A 24,483-nucleotide genomic window follows, 5' to 3' on the forward strand; every position below is an offset into this window, starting at 1 on the left:
GCACTGTCACCGTAATTCGAGATCGCCGCGCGCCGGCTGAACGGCCAACTCGCGCGGGCCGAGGCCGACGCCGTGGCGAACGCGGCGGCCGATGGCGCCGGCCTGCACGACGCCATGTACGGACAGGTCGACCCGCGCACCGGCCAGGTGGTGAAGACCGGCCTGTTCGACACGCTGTTCGACGATTTCGTCAAACAGGCGCCGGCCGAACTGCGCCCTGGTCTGGCCAGCCGCAAGCCCGCGCTGCGCGAAGCAGGCTCGATACGCATGGCGCTGCAGCAAAATCAGCGGCGCCGCGATTACGAGCAGGCCGAGGTGGACACGGCGCTGAGACCGGCGCCATCGCCATCGGCAATGCCGATCCCGACGATCGCGAGGCCTTCGAAGCGGCCAGGCAGGAGGGCCTCGACCTCAGGATGGGGGTCGATCCCGGCATCCGGCAGCAGATGGCGAAGGAGTGGTTTGGCACCGCCGCCAAGGCGCGCTTCGAGGCGCTGATCGCCAGGGATCCGCAGCGCGCGCTCGATATATTTGGTGTCGGGACGCCGGCCGCCGACAGCAAGGCTACGGCCGAGAGCGCGCAGACCCAGGGCAACTCCTTGCCGGTCGGCTCAAAAGTGGCTGTGGGGAAAAGTGACCGTGTCGGCACGCAGACCCCGGACGAACGTATAGCACAGGCGTTCAGGGACGATCTTCCGCAGCAGGAACAGGATGCGCTGGCCTTAAAGGCAAAGCTGGCCAAGTTCACGCAGGACATCGCGACGCGCGTCGCCATCGGCCGCGCCGAGGCGGAAGCGCCAGACGAAATCGCCCGCACAGGCGCCTACTCGGGCAGCATGCCCGGCCGGGATGCCTACAGAACCATCTATGGGCTCGACGAGGGCGACAGGCGCCTGAAGGATCTCGAATGGCAGGTCAACGTCAGCAAGCAGGTCTTCGACATGGGCACCATGCCGAACCAGGCGGTCAATGCCGCCCTTCTTGATGCCACTTCGCAGTCCAGCGGATCGCAGGAAGACAATCCGCATCGCCTGGCAACTGCGGTCGCAGCTATGCGAGTTCTCACCGCAAGACGAACCGACGCCTGGGGCTCCGTCGCGCAGTCGGTGCCGGCAATGGCCACAGCCTGGAAAGCCGTGATCGGTGGCGGGCTCGAAGATCCCAACGGGTATAACAAGGACGCTTACGACAAGGCGATAGCCATCGGACTTGTCGCGCAAGAAAGACTGGGCATCGAGAACCCCCAACTCGTGCCGCAATACGTTATTCAAGAGCTTTCGGATAATCGTAATAGCCCCAGTACGTATCAGCAGGAAAAGAACGCGAAAATAACCGCGCTGCTTGCGGAAACCTCCGGCCCTGTCGCCCGGGCAGCCGTGGGTAGGCAACTGGCTGCCGCTGGTCTGGGTTGGATCTTGCCGGTCGAGGCTGGCTATCAACCGCCATCCACCAGCTCAATATTTGCATCGGAGGCCAAAGCGCTTGGCAAACTTGCCGCCAATGCAGGGATATTCTTAGGCAAGGTCAGTGACCAGATGGGCTCCAACCTTGCCTCACTGGGCGGAGCCAGCGTCAAGTCTCCAGAGAACAAAGACGTTTACTACGAGCCGGCGAACGACGTTGAAGACTTGATGATGCATCAGGGATCCGACGCGGCGACCTGGGGCTTGGGCGAAGGTGCTGGGAAAGGAATAGCGCGAGCGATTGAATGGCTCGGTTCCAAGGCGGCAGGGCAGGCAGGACGATCCGTTGGTGTTTCGGCAGCGGCTAAAGCTCGGACTTCCGAAGGTGCCACCGGACCGGCTCAGGAGCCGGCCGCCGGACAAAACGCAGCGGCAAACACGCCGACCAAGCCACAGCCTGATGATTTCTCGAAGCAACCCGCGACGTCGCTGGATGGTCTGTACTCGGTCGCGCCCAAATGGCAGGCAAATCTTGAGGGCACCGGCCATGAAATCGCTGATTCAGTCGGCGTAGAGTTCGTAACCAAGGGTATGAAGAAGAGGACTACAGCGGACGAGAAGATTGGACGCAAGGGATACGAGGATGCGTCGGGGCTGACTGATGTGGTCAGAGCCGGGTTCGTGGTCAAGACACCCGCACAGGCCGATGAGATCGTCGCTCGGCTCGCTCAGCGGTACAAGATTATGGATGAAAAATGGGCTGGAAAGGACAACGATTACTTCGATCGAAACGTAATGATCCGCTTTGATGACGGCACACTGGGCGAAGTCCAAATGTGGGAGCCGAATATCTATAAGGCAAAGTACGAACTCGGGGGGCAGGATTTCTACACCCGCAGCAGGAGCCTAGAAGAAGGTAGCGTCCAGCAGATTGATATTGAGAGGCAGGAGGCAGCACTTTACGCTGCTGCTCGCCGCGACGCTGATCCAATCTAGAGGGACCTGTTCGCCAGATTAGGGGGCGGATCGAGTTCACGAGCGTCGAAATAGGTTCGTCAAGATGATTTGTTGAATTTCTATAAATAAATGAATCTATTTTTGGTCTCTGTCCTAAAGTAATGATAAGTATATGTCATTTTCATCATATTTTCTTATACAGTACTTTGAAGGTTGTGCTATAGTACGAAAAGATGAAGGAGTCAAAACATGAGTCCGTTGCCAGACAATCGACCGCCTCGGTTCGTCGATTGGGACCATCGCCCTGCCATCATTGGTGTGGGGGGCGCGTATGCCAAGCTTAAGCCCGGTTCGCCCTGGATACGGGTAAGTGCCGCGGATGTCCGCAATTCGGCCAATTTACTCGATGAACAGGAGTGGCGTAAGCGCTTCGAAGAGAAGTTTGGCGAACTCGACCCGCCGTTGGAACTTGCCAATACACCGTCCAATGTTCCATGGCATTGGCGAGATGGCCAGACATGAGAGCGCCAGGAGACAATCGCTCGCCAAATTTCGTCGATTGGGATGATCGCCCAGCCATTATCGGTGCAGGGGGCGCTTATGCCATGCTTGAGCCGAACTCTCAGTGGGTCCGGGTTAATTCGGCCGTTGTCGGCAATTCCGCCAATGTTCTTGACGAACAGGAATGGCGGGAGCAGTTCAGGGAGGAGTATGGCGAACTCGACCCGCCACTAGAGCTCGCCAACACGCGGCAGCAGAATGTCTCGCCTCCGTAAGGGGGGCATCGATCCTATTCGAGGTTCAGATATGAACATCGAGTCAGATGGAACGAGTTTCGTTGATTGGAACCATCGCCCCGCCATTGTTGGCGTAGGAGGCGCATACGCCTTGCTTGGGCGACCCGGCGGAGTTCAAGCCCGGACTCCGGCGGGGCGAAAAACGCCTAAGCAGTTGGCGACACGGCTACTGGTTTTCAGATCACGCCTTCAACGTCAGGCGGCACCTTTTTCTTGACCGACGATATGGGGGCGTATTGCCGCTTTTTCCGCCCCTTCAATTCCTTGTGCGGCTGGGGGGCAAACTCGCCAGCTTCCCTATTAGCTTCGTTGTCTCCTGCAATCCCGAATTACGGTGACAGTGCACTTTTAGCGACCGTATCGATGTGACTGATGGGAACCTCCAGACTAAGACATGGAAAATAGTGCACTGTCACCGTAATTCCGAATGATCGATCAGAGTGGGATCAAGTCAGAACTCAAGTGGCTCTACAATGACCTCAACAACCCAAATCTACAGGGTGCCCGCGCGGCCGGGCGGCCTGTCGAACAATCCACCTCGAAAACCTACCGGGGATTTGGTCCGGAACAAATGGGGTATAGGAGTGGAGTGGATGCAGACAGAGAATTGATGGCCGAAGCTATTCGCGCCTACATGGCGAAAACTGTCGCGCCAAAAACGGCTGCGCGCATTCGTTCATACGTAAATAAACATAAAGATCTGAAGCACATCATTCAGTTCAACAGTCTTATCGATCTAACCGCGGGTACGGCTGGAGCGGCAGCCGCCATTGGGTCGACCGAAGCCGACCCTACTGTTCACGAGTAATAGGTTGCCGTTGTTGGTGCGGGAGGCGCTTATGCCATGCTTGAGCCCTAATTCTCCCTGGGGCATCTGCCTGAAGGACCTAGGACAATAGCGATGCGATATAGTTTAACGGAGGGCCAGTTCGACGCGCCGGCTGAATCCACAGTTGTCGATGGCCTGTCCGTGCGCTTGGGCGTCGTGCTGCCCAAGGACTACTCCGACTTCCTCAAAGAGCATAATGGCGGCGAAGGTTTTATCGGCGACAACTATATTATCTTTTTCAAAGCCGAAGAGTTGGCAGACTTCAATCGAGAATATGAGGTTGCAAAATACGCACCAGGCATCCTGTTGTTTGCATCAAACGGAGGAGGGGAAGCCTATGGCTTCGACACCCAGGATGTGGAAATGCCAATCGTGCGCATCCCGTTTATATTTATGGAACGGCAATCCGCCGAGACGATAGCGCGAGACCTCGACGATCTATTTGCTACGCTGGAGGACTTGAAATGAGCGTACAAGATACGACTTCTCGCTCCAAGGGCATGGAACTGTTCGAGATCAAACCGATTGCGGTTGGTGGCGATCCAGTCAGTTTGGAGAACAAGATCTGGTTGACCAGACAAGAGCATTTTGAAGTGGTGCGCTTCTGGAATCGAACTATCGAAATTCAGCGTAAGGTGGCGCTGGAGAAGGCGTCGCGGGCGGATCGTTAGGGCGCGGCAAAGCACCAAATAGGAATTTTCTCACATCTCATTGACGGCGTGAGGGCAGCAATGGTATCTTTCTGTCCATGGTGCTGATTTGCGCCGACACCCCGCCCTCAAGGCGGGTTTTGTTTTTGGGCGACTGCCGGTGCGGGTACGTGCCGCGGTAATTGCCTGAGAATGCGGCGCCTCGGAATTCTGCATCGTCGCGGCGCTCACAGGATGAAAGCCGGGCATCGGCGCTTCCTTGCCGACGATGGCTTCGGCGACTGACGAAAGTCCATCCATGACCGTCCGCATCGTTCCCGCCACGCTGCGCGATCTTTCCTATGTCGCGGCCAATCTGCGCTCCGAGGACCGGGCGGAAATAGACTGCCAGCTTGACCATTGGTCGCCGGCGCTGCTTGCGCTCACCGCGTTGCAGGGTTTTGCCTATGTCGCCGAGCTCGACGGCAATCCGGAGGCCGGCTTCGGCGCGGCCGAGCAGCGGGGCGGGCTGTGGATCGCCTGGAGCTGGGGCACGCGCCGCATGAAGCGCTGCGTGCCCGAGATCACGCGCTTCTTCCACGAAGCGCTCGGGCCACGGGTCGCCGCGCGCGGCGCCTGGCGGGTCGAGGCGCGGGCGCTGGCCACCAATGAACTGGCGCTGCGCTGGCTGGACAGGCTCGGCGCCACGCAACGCTGCCGCCTGCCGGCCTACGGCCGCAACGGCGAAGATTTTTTCCTCTACGACTGGACAAGAGAAGGCTGGAACCATGTGCCTATTTCAAAAGCCGCCGGAACTGAAGCCGTTGCCGCCGGCGCCGACCATGCAGGACAAGGATGTGCAGGCGCGCGAGGCAGCGCTGCGGGCTGAGCTCGAGCAGCGCCAGGGCACCGCCAGCACCGTCAAGACCGACCTGTCGCCGTCCGACCTCACCGGCCAGCGCCGCGTGCTCCTGGGGGTATGACCATGACCGCGATGAAACGCAGTTTCAGGAAGCGCGTATGGGACTGGTGGGTTTGGCGGCGGCACGCGCGGATGGCGAAGCGGCGGGGGCGAGGCGCGTGATCTCACCCACATCGGGGAGATCGGCTAGTTGGCTTTCTTCGCGAATGCCCACACCATCAGCGGGTACTCCTCGTCATTGCTGAGATCGCGCCATAGACCATACGCCCGCACGGGGCCGCCTATATGGGCGCGGGCGCAGGCCTTGTTGCCCCAGCCGTGGACCTTGACATTGGCTTCGGGAAAACCGCCCTCGACCATCAATTGCTTGAGGCCGGCAGGCGTCCATCTGTTGTAGTCGTGCGGGCGGGCGTGCACCCGGAACAGGAACGGCGTCGCCACCATCGCCCAGCCGCCGGGCCTGGTCATGGCATGGATGTTTTCCACCGCCGCGCGCGGGCGCTGGACATGTTCCAGCACCTGGTCGGCGATGACGATGGAATAGTCTTCCTCCGTGCGGTCCCGACAGATGTCGAAGGCGGGAAAATCGACGCTGCGGTAGTTGGGACACATCGCCCGCCAATAGCGGTTCCAGCCGGGCGAGATCTCGATCACGTCGGAAGCCTTGCGGTTGCCGGCTTCGAGGAAAAGCGTGAACGCCTCGATCTGGCGGATGCGCAGCCAGTTGCGGCTGTCATAGCCAAGCAGCCGCTTGGCCACCTGCTTGCCACGGTTTTTCAGGGTACCGGCCAGGCTTGTCGTCGTCACATCGACCTCCTCCTGCCCGCCGCCAGATGAGCCTAGCCCAGGCAAATGGGCAAAAGATGACAAGAAGAGGCGATCGCCCCACGAGGGGGAGGTCGCCAGCTTGGGCGCCGCGCCCTTCCACCACATCAATCCATTTCCATCCCCAGCGAGGCACTCATGACCGATTCCCGCGCCCGCGATATTCTTTCGCGCCAGTCCGAGCTCGAGACCGAACGCAGCCAGTATGAGGCCGTCTGGGAGCAGGTGGCCGAGTTCTGCGACCCCGACGCGCCCGACATCTGGAGCGGGCGGGCGGGCGTCGGACAGGATTCGCAGGCCGAACGCCAGGAACGGCGCGGCAGCCGCGTCTACGCCAACACCATCAATTCGGCCGCCAACCGGCTGGCCGCGGGGCTGGAAAGCCTGATCATCCCGCAGTCCGAAAAATGGCATGGGCTGTCGACCGCCGAAATGAACGACGAGGAGACCGACGAGGAAAAGGAATGGGCGGAAGCGCTGCGCGATTTCCTGTTCTCGCTGCGCTACTCCGCCAATTCAAATTTCGTGCCGGCAACGCAAGCGTGCCTGCGCAATGTCGTGCGTTACGGCCCGGCCTATCTCTATGCCGAGGAAGGGTTCGGCGGCACGCTGATCCGCTACGCCTCGATCCCGGTGGTCGAGGGCTATCTCTGCCGCAACCGCTGGGGCCAGGTCGACATGTTCCACCGGCGCTACGAGCGCACCGCGCGGCAGGCCGCGCAGCTCATCGGCTACGACAGGCTGCCGGCGCGCATCAAGGTGCTGGTCGACGATCCGGCCAAGTGCGAGGAAAAGATCTCGCTGATCCAGTGCATCCAGCCGCGCGACGAACGCAAGATGTACGGACAGGGTGGCCGCACGCAGTATCTCGACATGGCGTACGCCTCCTACCATGTCATCGAGGACGAGGAGGAGATCGTCAGGGAAAGCGGTTTTCGCACTTTCCCGGTTTCGACCTTCAACTGGCGCCGCTATGAGGGCGACCCCTATGGCGTCTCGCCCGCCATCGAGGCATTGACGACGGTGCGCGAGGAGAACGCCGTGCGCCGCTCGGGCCTGCGCGCGCTGCAGCAGATCACCGATCCGGCCACCGCGTCCAAGGCGCGGCTCGACTATGTGCCGGTGCTCAATCCCGGCGAGAACTATCCGGGCCTCATCGACGACAATGGCAGGCCGCTGATCCAGCCGATCGCCACCGGGCAGAACCCGACCTATGCCTTCAACTACGCGGCGAGCCGCGCCGACGAGATCCGCGACATGATGTTCGTCAACCTGTTCCAGACGCTGGTGCAGAACCCGCAGATGACGGCGACCGAAGCGCTGATCCGCCAGGAAGAGAAGGGCGCGCTGCTCGGTCCCTCCGGCTCGATCATCCAGGCAGGCTTTGCCACCAATCTCGACCGCGAACTCGGCATTCTCGAAGACAAGGGCCTCTATGACGAGGACAGCCGCTTCGCGCCGCCGCATAGCCTCGCCGGAAAGACGGTGCGGCCGACCTTCACCGGCCCGCTCGACGTGCTGCGCCGCTCGGCCGAGGCGCGCGACACCATCCAGCTGGTGACCACGGCCATGCAGATGGCGCAGTTCGATCCAGGCGTCATGGACAATATCGACAGCGACGAGGCGATCAAGATCGTGCAGAGCGCCGGGCGCAGCCCGCAGCGCATTTTTCGCCGCAAGGAAGAGGTCGAAGGTCTGCGTGGCGCCAGGGCGCAGGCGCAGCAGGCGCAGGCCGGCATGGCGGCGATCGCCACAGCAGGAAAGGCGGCCAAGGATGCGGTGCCGGCGGCGGTGCAGGCGCGCGACAGCGGCCTGCTCGATGGCCTGCAGAACATGATGCAGGGCGCGGGTGGCGGGCAGGGCGCCGGCCAAGGCACACCGGCCGGCCAGGCGCCGGCGGGAGGCGGCGCATGAGCGGCAAACGCTTCGCCCGCGCCAGTCAGGCCGGCGGCCCGGCCAGGGCACGGGACGCGCTGACCAAGGCCTATCTGCGCGTGTTCTCCGGCGAGGACGGCGAGATGGTGCTGGCCGACCTCGCGGCGACCGTCGGCTATTACCGGCGGCCGTCCTATGGCGAGTGGATGGCGCGGACCAGGACGCCCGAAGGTTTTGAACTGCACAGCGCGCTCTCCAATGCGCGTGCCGAAGTGGTGCAGCACATTATGGGATTCTTGACGTTGGACGAGACGCAACTGGCGGCGCTGGAGAAGGCGGCGCGGGCGGAAGGGTAGGCGGAGCCCGTGAAGCTGCGGTCCTCGCCCCGTTTACGGGGAGAGGATGCCGGCAGGCAGGCGAGGGGGCAGCGTCAGCCTGTCGAGACTTAGCGCTGCCGTCCTTCGGCGCCCCTTCCGGGACCTTCTCCCCGTGAGCGGGAGGAAGGTTCCCCGGGCAGCAGCGCTGCTCCAGGATTCTTCCAAAAAATCGATCCGACAAAACCCGCGAACGCGACGACCCAGCGTGCGCGCGATGCGGCCGTTCCGCGATCGCCGGCGACGCGCGCTTTTGTTCAAGCCAGCCAGGCAGGAAACAGCCAATGGTCCACGTCATCCCCCTTTCCATTGCCAAGCGCGGGCGTGATCGCGCGGCGCAACATCCGCAGGGATCGTCCGCAGACGGGACCACGCGCGGCTATGACGGCGACCTGCAGGAATTGGCCGAGCACTACCGGCAGATGACAGAGCGGCAGGAAGCGTTCGACGCCGAGCTGGCGCGCCGCAAGTTCAATGGCCAGATCGCGCAGGCCGAAGACGAGGTGACGGCGAACGCGCCGGCCGACGGTGCCGGCCTGCATGAGGCCATGTATGGCCAGGTCAATCCGTACGACGGCAGGATGGTGAAGACAGGCCTGTTCGACAAGCTGTTCGCCGCCGCCTTGCCAAACATGCCCGAGAGCCAGCGCGCCGCTTTCGCCGGACAGAAGGAGGCGATGCGTCGAACCGGCGGGCTGCGCATGGCGGCGCGGCAGCTTCAGCGGCGCAAGGATTATGAGCAGGCCGAGGTCGACACGGCGCTGAAGACCAGCGCCATCGCCATCGGCAATGCCGATCCCGACGATCACGTGACCTTCGAAGCGGCCAGGCAGGAGGGCCTCGACCTCATCGACAGGATGGGGGTCGATCCCGGCATCCGGCAGCAGATGGCGAAGGACTGGTTTGGCACCGCCGCCAAGGCGCGCTTCGAGGCGCTGATCGCCAGGGATCCGCAGCGCGCGCTGGATATGTTTGGTGTCGGCACGCTGGCCGCCGACGGCAAGGCTACGGCCGAGAGCGCGCAGACCCAGGGCGACTCCTTGCCGGGCGGCTCAAAGGTGGCTGCGGGGAAAAGTGACCGTGTCGGCACGCAGACCCCGGACGAACGTATAGCACAGGCGTTCAGGGACGATCTTCCGCAGCAGGAACAGGATGCGCTGTCCTTAAAGGCAAAGCTGGCCAAGTTCACGCAGGACATCGCGACGCGCGTAGCCATCAGCCGCGCCGAGGCGGAAGCGCCAGACGAAATCGCCCGCACAGGCGCCTACTCGGGCAGCATGCCAGGCCGGGATGCCTACAGAACCATCTATGGGCTCGACGAGGGCGACAGGCGCCTGAAGGACCTCGAATGGCAGGTCAACGTCAACAAGCAAATCTTCGACATGGGCACCATGCCGAACCAGGCGGTCAATGCCACCCTTCTTGATGCCACTTCGCAGTCCAGCGGATCGCAGGAAGACAATCCGCATCGCCTGGCAACTGCGGTCGCAGCTATGCGAATTCTCACCGCAAGACGAACCGACGCCTGGGGCTCCGTCGCGCAGTCGGTGCCTGCAATGGCCACTGCCTGGAAAGCCGTGATCGGTGGCGGGCTCGAAGATCCCAACGGGTATAACAAGGAAGCTTACGACAAGGCGATAGCCATCGGACTTGTCGCGCAAGAAAGACTGGGCATCGAGAACCCCCAACTCGTGCCGCAATACGTTATTCAAGAGCTTTCGGACAATCGTAATAGCCCCAGTACGTATCAGCAGGAAAAGAACGCGAAAATAACCGCGCTGCTTGCGGAAACCTCCGGCCCTGTCGCCCGGGCAGCCGTGGGTAGGCAACTGGCTGCCGCTGGTCTGGGTTGGATCTTGCCGGTCGAGGCTGGCTATCAACCGCCATCCACCAGCTCAATATTTGCATCGGAGGCCAAAGCGCTTGGCAAACTTGCCGCCAATGCAGGGATATTCTTAGGCAAGGTCAGTGACCAGATGGGCTCCAACCTTGCCTCACTGGGCGGAGCCAGCGTCAAGTCTCCAGAGAACAAAGACGTTTACTACGAGCCAGCGAACGACGTTGAAGACTTGATGATGCATCAGGGATCCGACGCGGCGACCTGGGGCTTGGGCGAAGGTGCTGGGAGAGGAATAGCGCGAGCGATTGAATGGCTCGGTTCCAAGGCGGCAGGGCAAGCAGGACGATCCGTTAGTGGTTTGGAAGCGACAAATACGCCAACCTCCAGGGTTGCTCCCGGTCAGGCTGCAGAGAGCCTTGCTGTGCCGATTGCAAAAGCAGGAACCAAACCGGAGATTTCCACCGGCACCAGTCTATACACCTACTACCCTCCAAATAACGGCTTCCTTAAAATGCCGGAAGATGGCCTGTTACCAGTGGGAGACCTTGTCGACCGGTTCGGGGATACATTCGGCAGATATGTGGCTCCAGCGGGTACTCCGGTTTGGATGCGAAGTCTTGTACCTGGCACCGTGGAATCCAAGCCTTATAATCTGTACGAAGTGATGAAGCCTCTTCCTGCTTTGAAGGGAACGGCTGCACCTTGGTTCAACCAAGGGGGAGGTGGTCCTCAGTACATGTTCTATATAAGTGTCGAAGATCTAATTCGCCTAGGCTACCTGAAATGGAGAAAATGATGAATAGGCACGATTTTTTGGCCCTGATCCGGGAAGAGAAAATTATGCCCCACGCCTTCAGCCTGTATGAGGTCAAAGATGAATCTCTTGTTCTGGATAAAGACGGATATCGATGGGTGGTATACTATAGTGAGCGAGGAAACCGCCTAAAAGAAATGAGTTTCCCATCGGAGTCTGGTGCTCTTGAGTATATGATAGGGCTTTTGATGGAAAGCCATACGTCTAGGCAGAAACCGGGAGGATTTATATGGCAATAGATCATGTCATTGTCATTGGTGGCTGGGAGGATGTCAAAGGCCACGACATCAGGCTCCAGGACTTCATCATAAACGGAGAGTCTTTCATCCCGATTTTTGTCGACGAAGCGACATTCAAGCGAGAGGCGGCCGGCAGCGGTTTCGAAGACCAAGGTGTTTCGATCGACCGCAATCTTCTTATCTCTATCCTCAGCGACGACCAGATGCTGCTCCTGAATCCCGGCAGCGACAGTTTGCGCATGAGACGGGCGGATCTTGCGAGAGGATTGCAGGCTGTTTTGGCTGCTCCCAGGAAATAATCCGACTGAGCACGATAGACAGCCTGAATGACATGGCGGCAATGGGATAGGGCGGCATGGCTGACACGAGAGCTAACCAGAAAGACGATCCGGCAGGAGAAGATGGACGGCTCGCCTACGCCGAAAAGAATGTCCAATAGGATTTTATTCTCAAGTCCATTGACGCAGTGACGGCAGCAATGCTACAATTCTGTCCATGGTGCTGATTTGCGCCAGCGACCCGCCTTCAAGGCGGGTTTTGTTTGCGCCGCGATAGCCGATGCGGATGCCGCGATGGTTGCGGGAGGGCGGCGCTCCGGAATTCAGAATTGGCCTCTCGCCGATCGGTAGTCCCGCGCCGGCATTATTCTTCAACGGCGCCGACATCCTAGACGTTGGCGCTGCTGCCCTTCATCTCCCTGCCGGGACCTTCTCCCCGTTGAACGGGGAGAAGGCGGCCAGGGATCAATAATTGCCGTTGTAGTAGCGGTCGTCGCAGGGCGCGGTGTAGATGCGGCCGTAGCGGTCCTGGTATCGGCAGAGCTGTTCTCCGCGCGGCTGCGGGGTGGTGGCGGAGCCGACGACGGCGCCGAGCAGCGCGCCGCTGGCCGCGCCGATGACCGTGCTCTTGGTGTTGCCGCCGATGGCCTGGCCGACAAGCGCGCCGCCGGCGCCGCCGATGAGCGCGCCGGTGGTGGCGCGCTGCTGGCCTTCGCTCTGCGTTTCGCAGCCGGCGAGGGCGGCGGTCATGAGGACGGCCAAAATCGCCTTCTTGAGTATCATCTGGGAAACCTCCTTTTGAGGCCACGCGGGCCGATTGCGCCCAAGTGCGGTCGCATTGCGGCGGAACGGCGGCGCGCTTTCTCACGATGTGAGTCATGGTTTCTCGGGCGTTGATCGGCCGATGACGGCAAACACGCCTTTTCGAACAAGGCGATAGCGCCGCTTGCTGGCAGATCGATTCAGGCTCTTTTCGTCCGCGCCCGGCCGGCCGTCGCTTTGCCTTCGCTCCGGACGCTCGTCGTTCGGCACGCGAGGCAATTGGGTTGCCGGGCGCATGCCACACCACTTCCCGCCCCACCAACAATGGAGACATGAAATGACGCGTGGCCTTCCCCGCACACTCGCCAGAGCCGCTGCCCGCGAGGCCGGCCTTGCCCCGCCCAAGCTCGGCCTGAAGGCCGTGACCATCGGGCAGGGCGGCGCGTTCCGTACCGTGTTCACTTTCGCCGGCATGCAGGTGCCGGTCACCGATGCGCAGGCCTATGCCTCGCAGAAGATCTTCGACTTTTCCGACGGCAAGGTGCGCATCAAGGGCGGCACGGCCAGGTTGCAGTTCGCGGTGACGACCACGCGCGCATCGACCATCAACGACGCCGCCGCGCTTACCTGGTCGCTGGGTTCGGCAGCCGCGTCGAGCGCCACGCTTGCCGGCAGCATGGTCAATGTGCTGGCGGCCACCGGCCGCACGCTGGACGGCGTCGGCGCGGCACTCTCGTCGGCCTCCACCGCCGATATCGCGGCAGCCTCGACGCTGGACGGCAGCGTCACGCCGGTCGACCTCTATCTCAACCTTGCCTTCGCCACCGGCGCCGACATCGACGCCGACGGAACGCTCGCCGTGACCGGCACGATCACGCTGCTTTGGGAAAACTGGGGCGATAACGTCTAGGTGCTGACGCTCTTCCTTCTCCCCTTGTGGGAGAAGGTGGCCGTGCGGAGCGCGGTCGGATGAGGGGTGCTTCAGCTTGGCGCAACCTCATCCAACCGGCGACACGATCGCCGAGGTCTCCCATTCCTTCACCCAACCCTCAACCGTCTCGGTGCTGACGCGCCGATCGACCTTCTCCCACAAGGGGAGAAGGAGAAAAAGGAAAAAAGGAAAAATCACATGACAGATCTGGCAGATGCCGGGTCCGTGGCGGCGCGTGCGCTACCGGCGGGCAACCCAGTCGGGCCATCGGCGGCCGCGGATACCGGGTCCGCCGCACCGGCCGCGAAAAGTTGGTTTGACGGTCTTTCCGAAGGCAACCGCAAGCTTGCTGAAGCCAAGGGCTGGACCAAGGCCGAAAACCTCGATCGGGTTTTCACATCCTATGCGGAGCTGGAACGGCAGCAGGGCGAGAGCCTGCGCGTTCCGGCCAAGGACGCATCCAGGGAAGACTGGGACAAGTTCCACGCCCGGCTGCCCGAGCAGATGCGTCCGCTGACATCGGCCGAAAGGGTCGAGTACCGGCGTCCGGAAGGATTGCCGGAAAACTTCGCCTATTCGGACGATCTCGCCAGCGCCTCCAAGGCCTGGGCGGTCGAAGCGGGCGCCAGCCCCAGAACCGCGCAGGCCTATCATGACAAGTTCGTCGGCTACATGGCCGAGCAGGCTCAAGCGCAGCAGATCGCGCTCGCCCGCTCGGTCGAGGCCACCCATGACGATCTGGTCAAAGAGTGGGGGCCGACCGACAGCGACGGCTTTCGCCGCAAGCTCGAGGTCGCCAACCGGGCGATGAAGAAGCTCGGCCTGGTCGATGCCTACAAGGCCAAGGGCATCCTTTTGCCTGACGGGGCGCTGACCGATCCGCAAATCGCCAAGGCGTTCCACGCCATTGGCGATGCGATGTTCAGGGAAGACACGATCGACGCCGGCGCCCGTTCGAGCGGAGGCAATCCGTTCAAGCGCAACGCGACCGGTGACCGCAACCTGACGGCCATCTCGGCCCTCGTCAAAAGCGACCCAGCCCGCGCCCGGCGGCTGGCTCGCGAAGCGGGCGAGAATCCCGACCGCTGGATGCCCAACAACCCCCTCTAGTCCGTCCGGAAACTCTACTCCGGCGGCTATCCACCCAACCCACCTGAAAGGAAGAGAAAAATGGCAGATGCCTACACCCGTATCGCGGACGCGATCGTTCCGTCCGTCTATGCGCAATATGCTTTCGAGGAACACGTCCAGTCGCTCGAGATCTACCAGGCCGGAATCCTGTTTTCCGACCCGGCGATCTCGTCCAAACTGTCGATGGGCGGCCGCTCCGTCGACATGCCCGGCTGGAAGGATCTCGGTAACGACCCGTCCGAGCCGGTCAATGACGATCCGGCCGATTCCATCGAGATGAAGAAGGTCGGCTCGCGCCGCGAGGTCGCCGCCCGCAATGTCCGCGCCCAGGCGTGGGGCGTGCCGGACCTGACCTCGATCCTGGCCGGCGACGATCCGCAGAAGCTGATCGTCAAGCGGCAGACCGAGTACTGGCAGCGCGCCAACAAGCTGACGCTGCTCGGCATCCTGAAAGGCGTCGTCGCCGACAACATCGCCAATGACGGCGGCGACCTGGTGCGAACCACCGGCGCCTCCATCGTCGACACCGACATCATCGAGGCCGCCTATCTGATGGGCGACCGCGCCGACAAGTTCAAGACGATCTGGATGCACTCCAAGCAGATGAAGGCGCTGAAGCTCGCCGACCTCATCGACTACGTGCCGTCCTCCGAGCAGGGCGGGCCGCTCATCCCCTACTATATGGGGCTGCGCTGCGTGGTCGACGACGACATTCCGCAGGCCGCGGGCGTCTACACCGCCTTCATGTTCAAGGACAAGGCGATCCTGTGGAACGAGCTGCCGGTCAACACCGAGGGCGGCCCGCTCGAGTTCGACCGCAAGCCGCGCCAGGGCCATGGCGGCGGCGTCACCGAAATGGTCGGCCGCCGGCATTTCGTGCCGCACGTGCCCGGCACCCGCTTCCTCGACGCCTCCTCGGCCGGCGAGTTCGCCACCGACGCCGAACTCGCGCTGGCGGCGAACTGGGACCGCACGGCGTCCAGCGTCAAGAACATGACCTTCATCGCGCTGAAGACCACCGAGGCTTGAACCGAGGCGAGGGGGCGGGGGCTAGGAGCTCCCGCCCAATCTCGTCTGGACTGCATTTCTTCGCGCAAAGGGTCGAGACTTGGCCGACCCGAAATCAATGGAGGCGCTGACCCATGGCCATCACCCCGCTCGATATCGCCAACATGGCGCTCGCCGTGCTTGACGAGGCGCCGATCGACAGCCTCGACCAGGACGTCAAGGCGGCACGCCTGCTCAACCTGCATTTCGATCTGACGCGCGAAGGCGAACTGACCAGGCACGCCTGGGTGTTCGCGATCCTGCGCGCCACGGTCGCCGGGTCGTTCGCCGGCGACGGCGCCTGCGCGCTGAACTTCGCCTATGAGCTTCCCGCCGACTGCCTGCGCCCCTTGCCGCTGACCCACAATGCCGAACCGGACGGCGTGCCGGTCTCATGGCGACAGGAGGCGGGGCTGATCTACTCGGACCAGCCCGGGCCGCTGATCATCCGCTACATCGCCAATCTCACCGATCCCAACGATTGGGACGCGCTGTTCACCGAGGTGCTGGTGGCCGCGCTCGCCGTCAAGGTGGCGCATCCGTTGACGCACAAGTCGGGCATGATCGACATTGCCCGCTCGGCCTATGACCGGGCGCTGGACGCCGCCTTCAACGCCAATGCCGTCCAGCGCGGCGGGCGTCTCTACGACGGGTCATGGTCCATGCAGCGCGGCGACGTCAGGAGGGCGCGCTGATGGCCGCGCTCTATCCCGTCCAGGACGTCTTCACCCGTGGCGAGATCAGTCCGCGTCTGCATGCCCGTGCCTCGCTCGATTTCTACCGCGCAGCGCTCGCCAGATGCGAGAACTTCGTCACCTTGCCGCATGGCGGCATCCGCAAGCGCGGCGGCACCTATTTCGCCGGCGAGGTCAAGATCTCGGCAGGGAAGACGCGGCTGATCCCCTTCATCTTCTCGGCCGACCAGGCCTATGCGCTCGAATTCGGCGACCAGTATATCCGCGTCTATGCCTATGGTGCGCGCGTCGGCACGGTGGAGATGGCTTCGCCCTATCTGGAGGCGGACCTGTTCGAGCTCGCCTACGTCCAGTCGGCCGACCAGATGTGGATCACCCATCGCGACTATCCGCCCAAGGTGCTGACGCGCAGCGCACACATGGTATGGGCGCTCGACGACTACGATTTTCTCGACGGTCCCTATGATCCGATCAACGACACGGCCACGACGCTGAGGCCATCGAGCACGGGGCATGCGACGCCGAGGATGACCTCTTCGACGGCGCCGAGCGGCACCGTCACCGACGACGGCTCGGGCACCAACAGCTACAAGGTGTTCGACCGCGACATCACCCAGCAGATCGCCATCACCACGGGCAGCAGCGGCTTTGTCCAATACCAGTTTCCGGGCGGGCAGGGCAAAGCGGTGAACGCCTACTGGCTCGCCGCGTCCGATAATGTCGCCTCCAATGGCGACATGGCGACCCAATGGACGCTCTCGGCCTCCAATGACGGGGTCAACTACATCTCGCTCGACAGCCGCGCCGGCGAGGTCGGCTGGTCGGGTTCGGAAGTGCGCTTCTACGAGTTCCAGAACAAGTCTGCCTACGAATATTACAAATTCGCCTTTTCGGGCGGCGGGGGCGGCGATGCCGACATTACCAGCCTGGCGGAGATCGCCATGGCCGAGAGCGGCGACACGATGGCGCCGTTCGACCTGACGGCATCCTCGGTCACCGGCATCAATGGCGATACCGGCTTCCAGGCCAGCGATGTCGGCCGCGCCATCCGCCTGCTCGGCGCCGACAATGTCTGGCGCTGGGCGAGGATCACCAGCCGCACCAGCACGACTGTGGTGAAGATCCGGCTTTTCGGTCACGCACTGCCCGACGCCTCGCCGATAACGCGCTGGCGGCTCGGCACCTTCGTGCCCGGCAAATTTGTCGAGAGCGGATCGCTCTATGAGGAGCGGCTCGCGTTCAGCCGGCGGTTTTCCGTCTATGCGTCGGCGACCGGCGATTTCGACAATTTCGCGCTCGGCGAAAAGGATGACGATGCGCTGGAATTCATCCAGGCCGGTGGCGGCCAGGCCAACGACATCGTCTGGATCACCGATTCCGACGGAGCGCTGCTGATCGGCACATCGGGCGGCGTGCGCGCGCTGTCGGGCTCGGGCATAGACGAGGCGCTGACGCCGTCCTCATTCAAGAACCGGCGCTCGCGCACCTTCGGCTGCGCCCGCATCCGCCCGGTCGATGCCGGCCAGTCGTTCCTTTATGTGACGCGCTCGCGCAGATCGATCGCCGAACTGACGCAGACCGCGCAGAGCCGCTTCACCTCCGACGATGTCGGCCAGATCTCCGAGCATATTCCCAAGCAAGGCGTGGTCGAGCTGGCCTTCCAGACCGATCCCGACCCCTTGCTTTGGTTTCCGCTCGATAATGGCGAGCTCGGCGGCTACACGCACCAGCCGAGCCAGGAAGTGCGCGGAATGCACCGGCATCGCCTCGGCGGCAGCTTCAGCGGTATTGGCTGGGCGGTCGTCGAAAGTGCCGTAGTGACGCCTGGCCAGGACGGCAATGACGACCTTTGGCTGGTCGTCAAGCGCACCATTGGCGGCGTGACGAAGCGCTACATCGAGATCAAGACCGCGCCGTTCGAATATGTCGCCGTCACTGATGCCTTCGAGGTCGATTGCGGCCTGACTTATGTTGGTGCCGCGGTGACCACAGTCGGCGGCGCCATGCATCTCGCCGGCCAGTCCGTCGATGTGCTGGCCGACGGCAAGGTCTACCGCGGCCTTACCGTCAGCGGCGGCGGCACGGTGACGCTGCCTGGCGGCGCGACCGCCGCCAGATGGCAGCTCGGCCTGCCCTATGCCGCGGCCGCCGACACGCTGGAGCTCGATGTCGGCGGCCGCGACGGCTCCCTCATCGGACGCCGCAAGAAGGTGGCGAAGGCGATCCTGTCGCTGCTCGAGACCGACACGACCGGGCTGGAAGTGCAATCCCTGATGCGTGGTCTCTGGGAACCGGTGCGCCTGCCCTCGATCGTCGCACCCGACGGGCGGGCGACTTTGTTCACCGGCAATGTCGAGGTGCCGATCGACGACAGCTGGGAAGGGCAGGGCCGGGTGCGCATCCGCCATGTCAACCCGACGCCCTGCACGATCCGGGCGTTCACGCCGGTGTTTGACGCCGAGCCGTAGGAGCCGGCGCCGGAACTGCCGATCTCCCACCAAGTGGGGGAGATACCCCCCTTCGCCGGCCCACACTCCAAAAAGGACATCCCAATGACATCCCCCCATGCCGAACAGCTCGGCAGGGCGCGGACGGCTGCCGAATTCGCGGCCGTCATCGCCTTGCTCGACACCGACCTCAACGACGCGATCACCCGCAAGGGCGAACTGGCCGAGGCAGAGGACCGCGCGGTCTTCGGCGATGGCGACCTGGCCGCCGCGCGTGCGGCGCTCGACGACTGCAACGACCAGATCGCGCTTCTCGAAAAAGCCATCGACGCTGCCGGCAAGCGCCGCGCGGAGGCGGCGCTAAGCGAAGCCCGCGCCGACATCGCGGCCCTTGGCGAGGAGATCAAGACCAGGGCAATCCTGCTTGGCGAACGCTGGCGCGGCGTGCACCGGCTGGTCGAGCAGTTGCGCCAGGAACTGTTCGAGGCCGATGCGCTCGCCCGCGCCATCACCACCGCCAACGGCCTGTTCGATGCCGCCGGCGTCCGCGATCTGAAGGTGAACCTGACCACCACCCGCCGCGCCGCCATGGCTGGCGCGCGAGCGCCAGCACCCGCCCGGCTCAGCCGGCCGGCACTGCAGGCCGACAGGCTGCTTTTGTCCTTCCTAAGCCCCGGCGGCGCGCTCGACCCGCGCCCGCCGCTCGGCGCGCCCGTGGACGGCGTCAAAAGCAAATTCATTCCCGCAACTCCCTCTCTGAACGAACGAGGCTGAACTATGTGCACACTTGCCCTTCTTGGACTGGCAGGCACGGCCCTGTCGGTCGGCGGCGCGCTGATGGAAGGCCAGCAGCAGAAGCAGATGGCCGACTACCGGGCCAGGGCCTATGAGCAGCAGGCGCGGGCCGAGGCGCAGAGTTCCGCCTTCGAACAGAGCCAGGAGCGCCACAAGCAGGACCTGCTGCAGGCCCAAGCGCGCGCCCAGGCCGGCGCCTCCGGCGTCGGCATAGCGGGTTCGCCGACCGAGGTGCTGGCCGCCAACGCCAGGCAGGACCAGATGGACCTTAAGGCACTTCAGTACAGCTCGCAGCTGCGCCAGAACAACCTCAACGACCAGGCCACCATCTCGCGCTTCTCCGGCAAGCAGGCGGCCACGGCATCGATCTTCAGCGCCGGCAGCAATCTCGTTGGCGGCCTCTCCAAAATCTACGACCCGACGAAGGCCGTGACCTTTGGCAGTCCGGCATTTTCGCCTCGGGCGAGCGCGGCCATAGCCAACGGCTATTCGGGGCTTTACTAAAATGGTCCACGTCATCCCCCTTTCCGTTGGCCAGCGCCGGCTCGATACCGGCAATGCGCCGCGATATCCCCAGGGCTCGCCGATCGGCGGCGCCATGCAGGGTTTCGGCGACGAGCTTTCCGCTCTCGCCGAGCATTACCGGCAGATGACAGAGCGGCAGGAAGCGTTCGACGCCGAACTGGCGCGTCGCAAGTTCAATGGCCAGATCGCGCAGGCGGAAGACGAGGCGACGGCGAACGCGCCGGCCGACGGTGCCGGCCTGCATGACGCTATGTATGGCCTGGTCGATCCGCGCACCGGCCGGGTGGTGAAGACAGGCCTGTTCGACAAGCTGTTCGACAAGTTCCTGCCGACCATGCCCGAAAGCCAGCGTGCAAACTTCGCCCGACAGAAGGAGCCGATGCGCGCGATCGGCTCGCCGCGCATGGCGCTGCGGCAGAAGACGAGACGCGACGACTACGAGCTGGCCGAGTGGACCAAGGTCGACACCATGTCCACCAGCGCCATCGCGAACAGCGATCCGAACGACACCGCGAACTTCGAGGCGATCCGGCAGAGCGGGTCCAACCTGATCGCCAAGATCGGTAACCCGCTCATCAGGCAAGCGGCCGAAGTGGCCTGGCGCACCAACACCGCCAAGGCGCTGGTCCAGGCAATGATCGCCAAGGACCCGAAGCGCGCCGCGGAGATGCTGGGCGCGGCGCAGGGCCGGACGAAGGACGATGCCGCAGAGGTGGCTGGTGGTTCGCAACAAATCGGTGCCAGTCGCGAGAACGAGACCAGCGCTGTGGGCAGCACGGCGGCAGCTCCTTTGAATACCGACTCCACAGCGCCGGCGGTTGCGGCGGACAGAACCGCCGTCCTTGCGGCAGCTCCGTGGATTGCCGATCTGCCGCAGAACGATCTGCAGGATCTTGGCCAGAAGGCCCAAGTTGCGATGACGACACAACTCTTCGATGCGCGCACCAATGTCCAACTCGCTCACCAGTATGCACCGGACGCCCTCATGTACACCGGCTCTTACTCCGGCAAGAGACCGGACGATGCAGACTTCGCTGCGGTCTATGGCGCCGAGGAGGGCGGCAAACAGTCTCTGGATCTCGAACGGACGTTCAAGGTCGGCCACCAGGCATTCGACATGGTCAGAATGCCGAAAGATGCCATCGAGGCAAAAGTGCTCGCTGCCACGCCAAAGCCGGGCAGTGACACTTCGGAGCAGGATCAGGCAGAGTTTGACATAACGGCGGCCGCTGCCAGGCAGGTGTTGCAGGCTCGCGCCGCCGCTCCCGCCGACTTTGTTCGCAAGATTGATCCGACAGCGGACGCATACTGGAATGCGGTATCGAGCAAAGACAGCTACGATCCGAGCGATCTCCCGAAGGCGATCGCCCGCTCTGTCGCGGTTCAGCTGCAGCTTGGATTCAAGCAAGTCCAGCCGCTGCCGCCGTCTATCGTCAAAAACCTGGTCGACACCTTGAACGACGAGAAAATCCCACAGCGTGAGCGGGATGGCGTGCTGCAGGATTTATTTGCGGGCACGTCTGATCAGGGTGTCCTGGCAGCCATGGCGTTGCAACTGAGCAACGAGAACCAGTCTCGGATTGCGCGAAGCATTGCGAACAACGCAATTCCTGTATCCGCGGAGGAACGTGTCAACCGAAATCTGGCTGCCTTCGATGTCTTGCCTGCGCCCCTGAAGGCGCTCGTAGCGCTCAATGACACCGTACGTCTGATGGCGGACGGAGCGACATTTGGGTACGCGGACAAATTCGCCGCCACCATGAATTCGCTGATCTCGGGCAGCAGCTACGAGGAAGAACTCGCCGCTCAACGTGCCGGGACACAGGATTCGAGAGATCGAGCCAACTCTGCCGGGATCGTTGCGGAGGCACTTGGTGCGTATCTGACCGGCCGGGGCCTTGGAGAGTCCGGCATCACACTTACCGGCCGGTTTGGCACAGCTACGATGGAGGGCTTGTCCGGCGTTCTCGCTCGCGCAGGCCTTATGGGCATCGAGGGGGCGGCTTATGGCGGCGTCGAAGCGGCCGGTCACGATGAGCCGATCGGCAGCGGTATGGCATCCGGCGCGCTATGGGGCGCCGGCACTCAATTTTTGAAAGAAAAGGCAAATGTAATTCACAACGAGTTGCCGGGCTGGCTAGGAGGCCGCTCAAAGCCTCTTCGTAAGAAGTGGGAAATCGAGTATAATAAAGACTGGCCCATAGATCCCGATACAGGCCGGAATATGGATCTCCATCATAAGCGTCCACGGTCTGCGGGCGGGACAGACGACGTGTGGAATTATGAGCCTCTCAGTAGAGCCGACCACATCAAGCATCACAAAGAACAGGGCCACTTTAAGATTTGGGGCGGCTGGAGCAGAGGTAACAGAGGATCAAAACCGTGACAACAAGCCTGGATGATGCCAGCCCTGATTTGAATAGCGTAAAGCCTCTGGCGCCCGACGATCGGCGTTGGAGTGTAGAATTTAGGGATGCCCGCCGTCGGGCGCGACGATATCTTGAATCTCACAACTGGGTATCGGCTATCAAAGGTGAATACCTTGGATATCGGCTAGACGGCGTCATATACGTCTTCCTCTTCGAATTCTTGCCCGCTGAGCCCGATGTACCGTCATGGACATGGGTGATCATTGGCGATGTGCCTTCGGCTTACATTAGCTGTCACCATGCCAAGACGCCCTATGTGGCGCTGGACGGCTACATTGGCGCCATGGAAGAGTGGGTCGAAGCAGCCCGCGAGGGAAACTCGGTCGAAGACATTATCCCTGTGAACGTGCCTGCAACGCCTGCCTATGCAGAGATGCTTGCGAGCCGGCTCAAATTCATCGACGAGCAGATCCTGCCGCTGCTTCCGCACTGATTTTCCATACGTGGTCGTACGCGAACGCTCTTAGGTAGTGCACTCTTAACGATCTCCACGTGATTGGAGACCGACCCGTGGAAAAGAGTGCACTGTCACCGTAATTCCCATGGGGCGAAGATCAACAAAGTCACGATTGGAGATCGCTAGTGTTCGAGAGATTCCGGCGAATTTTTCTCATGGATGATGAGCGAACGCCTCCAATTAATAACCTTCCACTCGATACAAAAGTGGCTGGACTGAATGAATTGCTGGCAGAGTTCGGTGGCGCTTCGTTCAACCGTGGTTTGTACCGAATGGTTCGCGCATCAGACGTGGCGGATTGGAACGCCCGTGTCTGCCTGGGTTTCCCTAAATTCACTGGGCGCATCACCTGCTTTGGTTATGATTGGCAAGGAACGGCATTTGCCACTGACGCGTGGCGGTTGGAGCAAGGAGAGCCAGGCGTGGTGATGTTCGAGCCGGGCACCGGAAAGGCCCTGCAGATACCGGCCAATGTCCGAACTTTCCACGAGGTCGAGCTGATACAGGACGAAGACGCTGCGTTGGCCGCAAACATATACACTGATTGGCGCAGGGCTGGCGGCGCTGAGCCGTCCTACAACCAATGCATAGGTTACAAGAAGCCGCTGTTCCTAAATGGAAAAGACGAAATTGATAACCTGGAATTGTGGGACATTGATATATACTGGCATTTGATGGGGCAAATCTTGGTTCAGACCAAAGACTTGCCGCATGGAAGTTCCGTTCAAGTCAATCTTAGCTGAGAAAGATCGCGATAGAGGCAGTGTTGAGCTTCGGGTGGCATCACGCCCCCGAATCCAGAGTGATGCAACTCATCCCTAGATCTCAAAATTGCCTGCCAGGCGTTTGTGAGTTTTATGTGCTCAAGGCGGTCGGGGAGCTCTCTCGGGAGCCGGAGAATTCCCTGAATGCAATGGCTCCGAAATTGCAGGCATCTACCGGGGCGGCGGACGGTGGGATGACGCCATCGCCCTGGGCTCTTCACATGCCCGGCACGATGCCGAAGGCAGTTCGAGATATGGCCTCACCTGAGGTCCGGTCTCGACAAGACCAAACTTGCCGGAAAGAAAAGGCAGGGTTCAAGGTTCATATAGCGATTGGCTATCAGGCCTTTGGCCGCTGGTGAATTAGCGCAAGCGGCCTTGGCCCCCGCCTTCGGCATCGCTGTCCTGCAGCCGGCGGTTGTTCGACCACCAGATCAGATACAACGAGCCCATTTTCATGACCGGCACGCGGCGTTGCCGTTCGGGGCTGCGCAGTTCCCGGTAGAACTTTATCTTCAAGGTGCCACCCGGCAATCTGATGCGCACTGCCATCGGCTCGAACCTTTATGTGTGAGCCAATACTAAGACGATGTTGCCTGCCGCCGGGTCAACGTCTTGCCGTTGACTATTTCTGGGAGGGGTCGGTTGACCGTGACCTCCGCAACCGAACCCGCCACACGATCATCAATAAGTACCCGCCTGTGCGCGGCCTTTCATG

The 24,483-nt window shown here is 62.1% G+C and carries 26 protein-coding genes; 22 read left to right on the plus strand and 4 right to left on the minus strand.

Features of this window, described 5'->3' with window-relative positions; translation table 11 throughout:
• The first annotated feature begins 72 nt into the window (after positions 1 to 72).
• From FJ967_RS12685 to FJ967_RS33370, 8 genes are all read left to right on the plus strand, one after another.
• A complete protein-coding gene (locus tag FJ967_RS12685) occupies positions 73 to 498 on the plus strand; it encodes a hypothetical protein (protein WP_140732078.1) in 426 nt (141 codons plus the stop codon).
• A complete protein-coding gene (locus tag FJ967_RS12690) occupies positions 417 to 2,399 on the plus strand; it encodes a hypothetical protein (RefSeq protein ID WP_140732080.1) in 1,983 nt (660 codons plus the stop codon). The genes FJ967_RS12685 and FJ967_RS12690 overlap by 82 nt, the downstream gene beginning before the upstream one ends.
• A 210-nt stretch (positions 2,400 to 2,609) precedes the next feature.
• Positions 2,610 to 2,882: a hypothetical protein gene (locus tag FJ967_RS12695; protein WP_140732082.1), complete on the plus strand. Its 273-nt coding sequence runs from the start codon at positions 2,610 to 2,612 to the stop codon at positions 2,880 to 2,882.
• Positions 2,883 to 3,584: 702 nt separating this feature from the next.
• Positions 3,585 to 3,965, plus strand: a complete 381-nt coding sequence (locus FJ967_RS12700; RefSeq protein ID WP_140732084.1) for a hypothetical protein — start codon at positions 3,585 to 3,587, stop codon at positions 3,963 to 3,965.
• Positions 3,966 to 4,058: 93 nt separating this feature from the next.
• Complete coding sequence (locus FJ967_RS12705; RefSeq protein ID WP_140732086.1) at positions 4,059 to 4,454, plus strand: SMI1/KNR4 family protein; 396 nt, start codon at positions 4,059 to 4,061, stop codon at positions 4,452 to 4,454.
• Positions 4,451 to 4,657 (plus strand): hypothetical protein, encoded by a 207-nt coding sequence (locus FJ967_RS12710; RefSeq protein WP_140732087.1) that lies wholly within the window; start codon positions 4,451 to 4,453, stop codon positions 4,655 to 4,657. The genes FJ967_RS12705 and FJ967_RS12710 overlap by 4 nt, the downstream gene beginning before the upstream one ends.
• Positions 4,658 to 4,934: 277 nt before the next feature.
• Positions 4,935 to 5,504, plus strand: coding sequence for a hypothetical protein (locus FJ967_RS12715; RefSeq protein WP_140732089.1), 570 nt, complete (start codon positions 4,935 to 4,937; stop codon positions 5,502 to 5,504).
• Positions 5,458 to 5,598: a hypothetical protein gene (locus FJ967_RS33370; protein ID WP_181175848.1), complete on the plus strand. Its 141-nt coding sequence runs from the start codon at positions 5,458 to 5,460 to the stop codon at positions 5,596 to 5,598. The genes FJ967_RS12715 and FJ967_RS33370 overlap by 47 nt, the downstream gene beginning before the upstream one ends.
• A 125-nt stretch (positions 5,599 to 5,723) precedes the next feature.
• Here the strand turns inward: FJ967_RS33370 and FJ967_RS12720 are convergent, their stop codons facing one another.
• Complete coding sequence (locus FJ967_RS12720; protein ID WP_140732091.1) at positions 5,724 to 6,344, minus strand: methyltransferase domain-containing protein; 621 nt, start codon at positions 6,342 to 6,344, stop codon at positions 5,724 to 5,726.
• A 156-nt stretch (positions 6,345 to 6,500) separates the two neighbouring features.
• Here FJ967_RS12720 and FJ967_RS12725 point away from each other — a divergent pair, with 156 nt between their 5' ends.
• The 4 genes from FJ967_RS12725 (at position 6,501) to FJ967_RS12740 (ending at position 11,803) form a co-directional block, all read left to right on the plus strand.
• Positions 6,501 to 8,276, plus strand: coding sequence for a portal protein (locus tag FJ967_RS12725; protein WP_140732093.1), 1,776 nt, complete (start codon positions 6,501 to 6,503; stop codon positions 8,274 to 8,276).
• Positions 8,273 to 8,593 carry a hypothetical protein gene (locus tag FJ967_RS12730; protein WP_140732095.1) on the plus strand — a complete coding sequence of 107 codons (321 nt, stop codon included), beginning with the start codon at positions 8,273 to 8,275 and terminating at the stop codon, positions 8,591 to 8,593. Before FJ967_RS12725 ends, FJ967_RS12730 begins: the two co-directional genes overlap by 4 nt.
• Before the next feature lie 302 nt (positions 8,594 to 8,895).
• Positions 8,896 to 11,247 carry a TNT domain-containing protein gene (locus FJ967_RS33375; RefSeq protein ID WP_181175821.1) on the plus strand — a complete coding sequence of 784 codons (2,352 nt, stop codon included), beginning with the start codon at positions 8,896 to 8,898 and terminating at the stop codon, positions 11,245 to 11,247.
• Between the two features lie 247 nt (positions 11,248 to 11,494).
• Positions 11,495 to 11,803 carry a hypothetical protein gene (locus tag FJ967_RS12740; protein ID WP_140732097.1) on the plus strand — a complete coding sequence of 103 codons (309 nt, stop codon included), beginning with the start codon at positions 11,495 to 11,497 and terminating at the stop codon, positions 11,801 to 11,803.
• A gap of 150 nt (positions 11,804 to 11,953) precedes the next feature.
• On the opposite strand, the gene FJ967_RS12745 is transcribed toward FJ967_RS12740, so the two are convergent.
• Both FJ967_RS12745 and FJ967_RS12750 read right to left on the minus strand, forming a co-directional pair.
• Complete coding sequence (locus tag FJ967_RS12745; protein ID WP_140732099.1) at positions 11,954 to 12,157, minus strand: hypothetical protein; 204 nt, start codon at positions 12,155 to 12,157, stop codon at positions 11,954 to 11,956.
• Positions 12,158 to 12,247: 90 nt separating this feature from the next.
• Positions 12,248 to 12,565 (minus strand): YMGG-like glycine zipper-containing protein, encoded by a 318-nt coding sequence (locus FJ967_RS12750; protein ID WP_140732100.1) that lies wholly within the window; start codon positions 12,563 to 12,565, stop codon positions 12,248 to 12,250.
• A 316-nt stretch (positions 12,566 to 12,881) separates the two neighbouring features.
• On the opposite strand from FJ967_RS12750, the gene FJ967_RS12755 reads away from it, so the two are divergent.
• The 10 genes from FJ967_RS12755 (at position 12,882) to FJ967_RS12800 (ending at position 23,744) form a co-directional block, all read left to right on the plus strand.
• Positions 12,882 to 13,454: a hypothetical protein gene (locus FJ967_RS12755; protein WP_140732102.1), complete on the plus strand. Its 573-nt coding sequence runs from the start codon at positions 12,882 to 12,884 to the stop codon at positions 13,452 to 13,454.
• 219 nt (positions 13,455 to 13,673) lie between these two features.
• Positions 13,674 to 14,585, plus strand: coding sequence for a hypothetical protein (locus tag FJ967_RS12760; protein ID WP_140732104.1), 912 nt, complete (start codon positions 13,674 to 13,676; stop codon positions 14,583 to 14,585).
• Between the two features lie 60 nt (positions 14,586 to 14,645).
• Positions 14,646 to 15,635, plus strand: a complete 990-nt coding sequence (locus tag FJ967_RS12765; RefSeq protein ID WP_140732106.1) for a Coat protein — start codon at positions 14,646 to 14,648, stop codon at positions 15,633 to 15,635.
• 113 nt (positions 15,636 to 15,748) lie between these two features.
• A complete protein-coding gene (locus FJ967_RS12770; RefSeq protein ID WP_140732108.1) occupies positions 15,749 to 16,348 on the plus strand; it encodes a hypothetical protein in 600 nt (199 codons plus the stop codon).
• Positions 16,348 to 18,816 (plus strand): hypothetical protein, encoded by a 2,469-nt coding sequence (locus tag FJ967_RS12775; protein ID WP_140732110.1) that lies wholly within the window; start codon positions 16,348 to 16,350, stop codon positions 18,814 to 18,816. Before FJ967_RS12770 ends, FJ967_RS12775 begins: the two co-directional genes overlap by 1 nt.
• Before the next feature lie 84 nt (positions 18,817 to 18,900).
• Positions 18,901 to 19,569, plus strand: a complete 669-nt coding sequence (locus FJ967_RS12780; RefSeq protein ID WP_140732112.1) for a hypothetical protein — start codon at positions 18,901 to 18,903, stop codon at positions 19,567 to 19,569.
• Between the two features lie 3 nt (positions 19,570 to 19,572).
• Complete coding sequence (locus FJ967_RS12785) at positions 19,573 to 20,094, plus strand: hypothetical protein (RefSeq protein WP_140732113.1); 522 nt, start codon at positions 19,573 to 19,575, stop codon at positions 20,092 to 20,094.
• A gap of 1 nt (position 20,095) precedes the next feature.
• Positions 20,096 to 22,501, plus strand: a complete 2,406-nt coding sequence (locus FJ967_RS33380; protein WP_181175823.1) for an HNH endonuclease signature motif containing protein — start codon at positions 20,096 to 20,098, stop codon at positions 22,499 to 22,501.
• A complete protein-coding gene (locus FJ967_RS12795; protein WP_140732115.1) occupies positions 22,498 to 22,977 on the plus strand; it encodes a hypothetical protein in 480 nt (159 codons plus the stop codon). Before FJ967_RS33380 ends, FJ967_RS12795 begins: the two co-directional genes overlap by 4 nt.
• 149 nt (positions 22,978 to 23,126) lie before the next feature.
• Positions 23,127 to 23,744 carry a T6SS immunity protein Tdi1 domain-containing protein gene (locus FJ967_RS12800; RefSeq protein ID WP_246675265.1) on the plus strand — a complete coding sequence of 206 codons (618 nt, stop codon included), beginning with the start codon at positions 23,127 to 23,129 and terminating at the stop codon, positions 23,742 to 23,744.
• 384 nt (positions 23,745 to 24,128) lie between these two features.
• Here the strand turns inward: FJ967_RS12800 and FJ967_RS12805 are convergent, their stop codons facing one another.
• Entirely contained in the window at positions 24,129 to 24,317 is a 189-nt protein-coding gene (locus FJ967_RS12805) for a hypothetical protein (RefSeq protein WP_140732117.1), read from the minus strand.
• Between the last annotated feature and the right edge of the window lie 166 nt (positions 24,318 to 24,483).

The organism is Mesorhizobium sp. B2-3-4, from assembly GCF_006442315.1.
Taxonomy (GTDB): Bacteria; Pseudomonadota; Alphaproteobacteria; order Rhizobiales; family Rhizobiaceae; genus Mesorhizobium.

Bases quoted from the DNA above. Each gene is read 5' to 3' on its own strand.
- FJ967_RS12770 (WP_140732108.1), top strand. From the start codon at position 15,749: ATGGCCATCACCCCGCTCGATATCGCCAACATGGCGCTCGCCGTGCTT.
- FJ967_RS33375 (WP_181175821.1), top strand. From the start codon at position 8,896: ATGGTCCACGTCATCCCCCTTTCCATTGCCAAGCGCGGGCGTGATCGC.
- FJ967_RS12785 (WP_140732113.1), top strand. From the start codon at position 19,573: ATGTGCACACTTGCCCTTCTTGGACTGGCAGGCACGGCCCTGTCGGTC.
- FJ967_RS12725 (WP_140732093.1), top strand. From the start codon at position 6,501: ATGACCGATTCCCGCGCCCGCGATATTCTTTCGCGCCAGTCCGAGCTC.
- FJ967_RS12775 (WP_140732110.1), top strand. From the start codon at position 16,348: ATGGCCGCGCTCTATCCCGTCCAGGACGTCTTCACCCGTGGCGAGATC.
- FJ967_RS12755 (WP_140732102.1), top strand. From the start codon at position 12,882: ATGACGCGTGGCCTTCCCCGCACACTCGCCAGAGCCGCTGCCCGCGAG.
- FJ967_RS12805 (WP_140732117.1), bottom strand. From the start codon at position 24,317: ATGGCAGTGCGCATCAGATTGCCGGGTGGCACCTTGAAGATAAAGTTC.
- FJ967_RS12710 (WP_140732087.1), top strand. From the start codon at position 4,451: ATGAGCGTACAAGATACGACTTCTCGCTCCAAGGGCATGGAACTGTTC.
- FJ967_RS12730 (WP_140732095.1), top strand. From the start codon at position 8,273: ATGAGCGGCAAACGCTTCGCCCGCGCCAGTCAGGCCGGCGGCCCGGCC.
- FJ967_RS12700 (WP_140732084.1), top strand. From the start codon at position 3,585: ATGATCGATCAGAGTGGGATCAAGTCAGAACTCAAGTGGCTCTACAAT.
- FJ967_RS12695 (WP_140732082.1), top strand. From the start codon at position 2,610: ATGAGTCCGTTGCCAGACAATCGACCGCCTCGGTTCGTCGATTGGGAC.
- FJ967_RS12760 (WP_140732104.1), top strand. From the start codon at position 13,674: ATGACAGATCTGGCAGATGCCGGGTCCGTGGCGGCGCGTGCGCTACCG.
- FJ967_RS12780 (WP_140732112.1), top strand. From the start codon at position 18,901: ATGACATCCCCCCATGCCGAACAGCTCGGCAGGGCGCGGACGGCTGCC.
- FJ967_RS33380 (WP_181175823.1), top strand. From the start codon at position 20,096: ATGGTCCACGTCATCCCCCTTTCCGTTGGCCAGCGCCGGCTCGATACC.
- FJ967_RS12750 (WP_140732100.1), bottom strand. From the start codon at position 12,565: ATGATACTCAAGAAGGCGATTTTGGCCGTCCTCATGACCGCCGCCCTC.
- FJ967_RS12740 (WP_140732097.1), top strand. From the start codon at position 11,495: ATGGCAATAGATCATGTCATTGTCATTGGTGGCTGGGAGGATGTCAAA.
- FJ967_RS12765 (WP_140732106.1), top strand. From the start codon at position 14,646: ATGGCAGATGCCTACACCCGTATCGCGGACGCGATCGTTCCGTCCGTC.
- FJ967_RS33370 (WP_181175848.1), top strand. From the start codon at position 5,458: ATGCAGGACAAGGATGTGCAGGCGCGCGAGGCAGCGCTGCGGGCTGAG.
- FJ967_RS12705 (WP_140732086.1), top strand. From the start codon at position 4,059: ATGCGATATAGTTTAACGGAGGGCCAGTTCGACGCGCCGGCTGAATCC.
- FJ967_RS12690 (WP_140732080.1), top strand. From the start codon at position 417: ATGGGGGTCGATCCCGGCATCCGGCAGCAGATGGCGAAGGAGTGGTTT.
- FJ967_RS12715 (WP_140732089.1), top strand. From the start codon at position 4,935: ATGACCGTCCGCATCGTTCCCGCCACGCTGCGCGATCTTTCCTATGTC.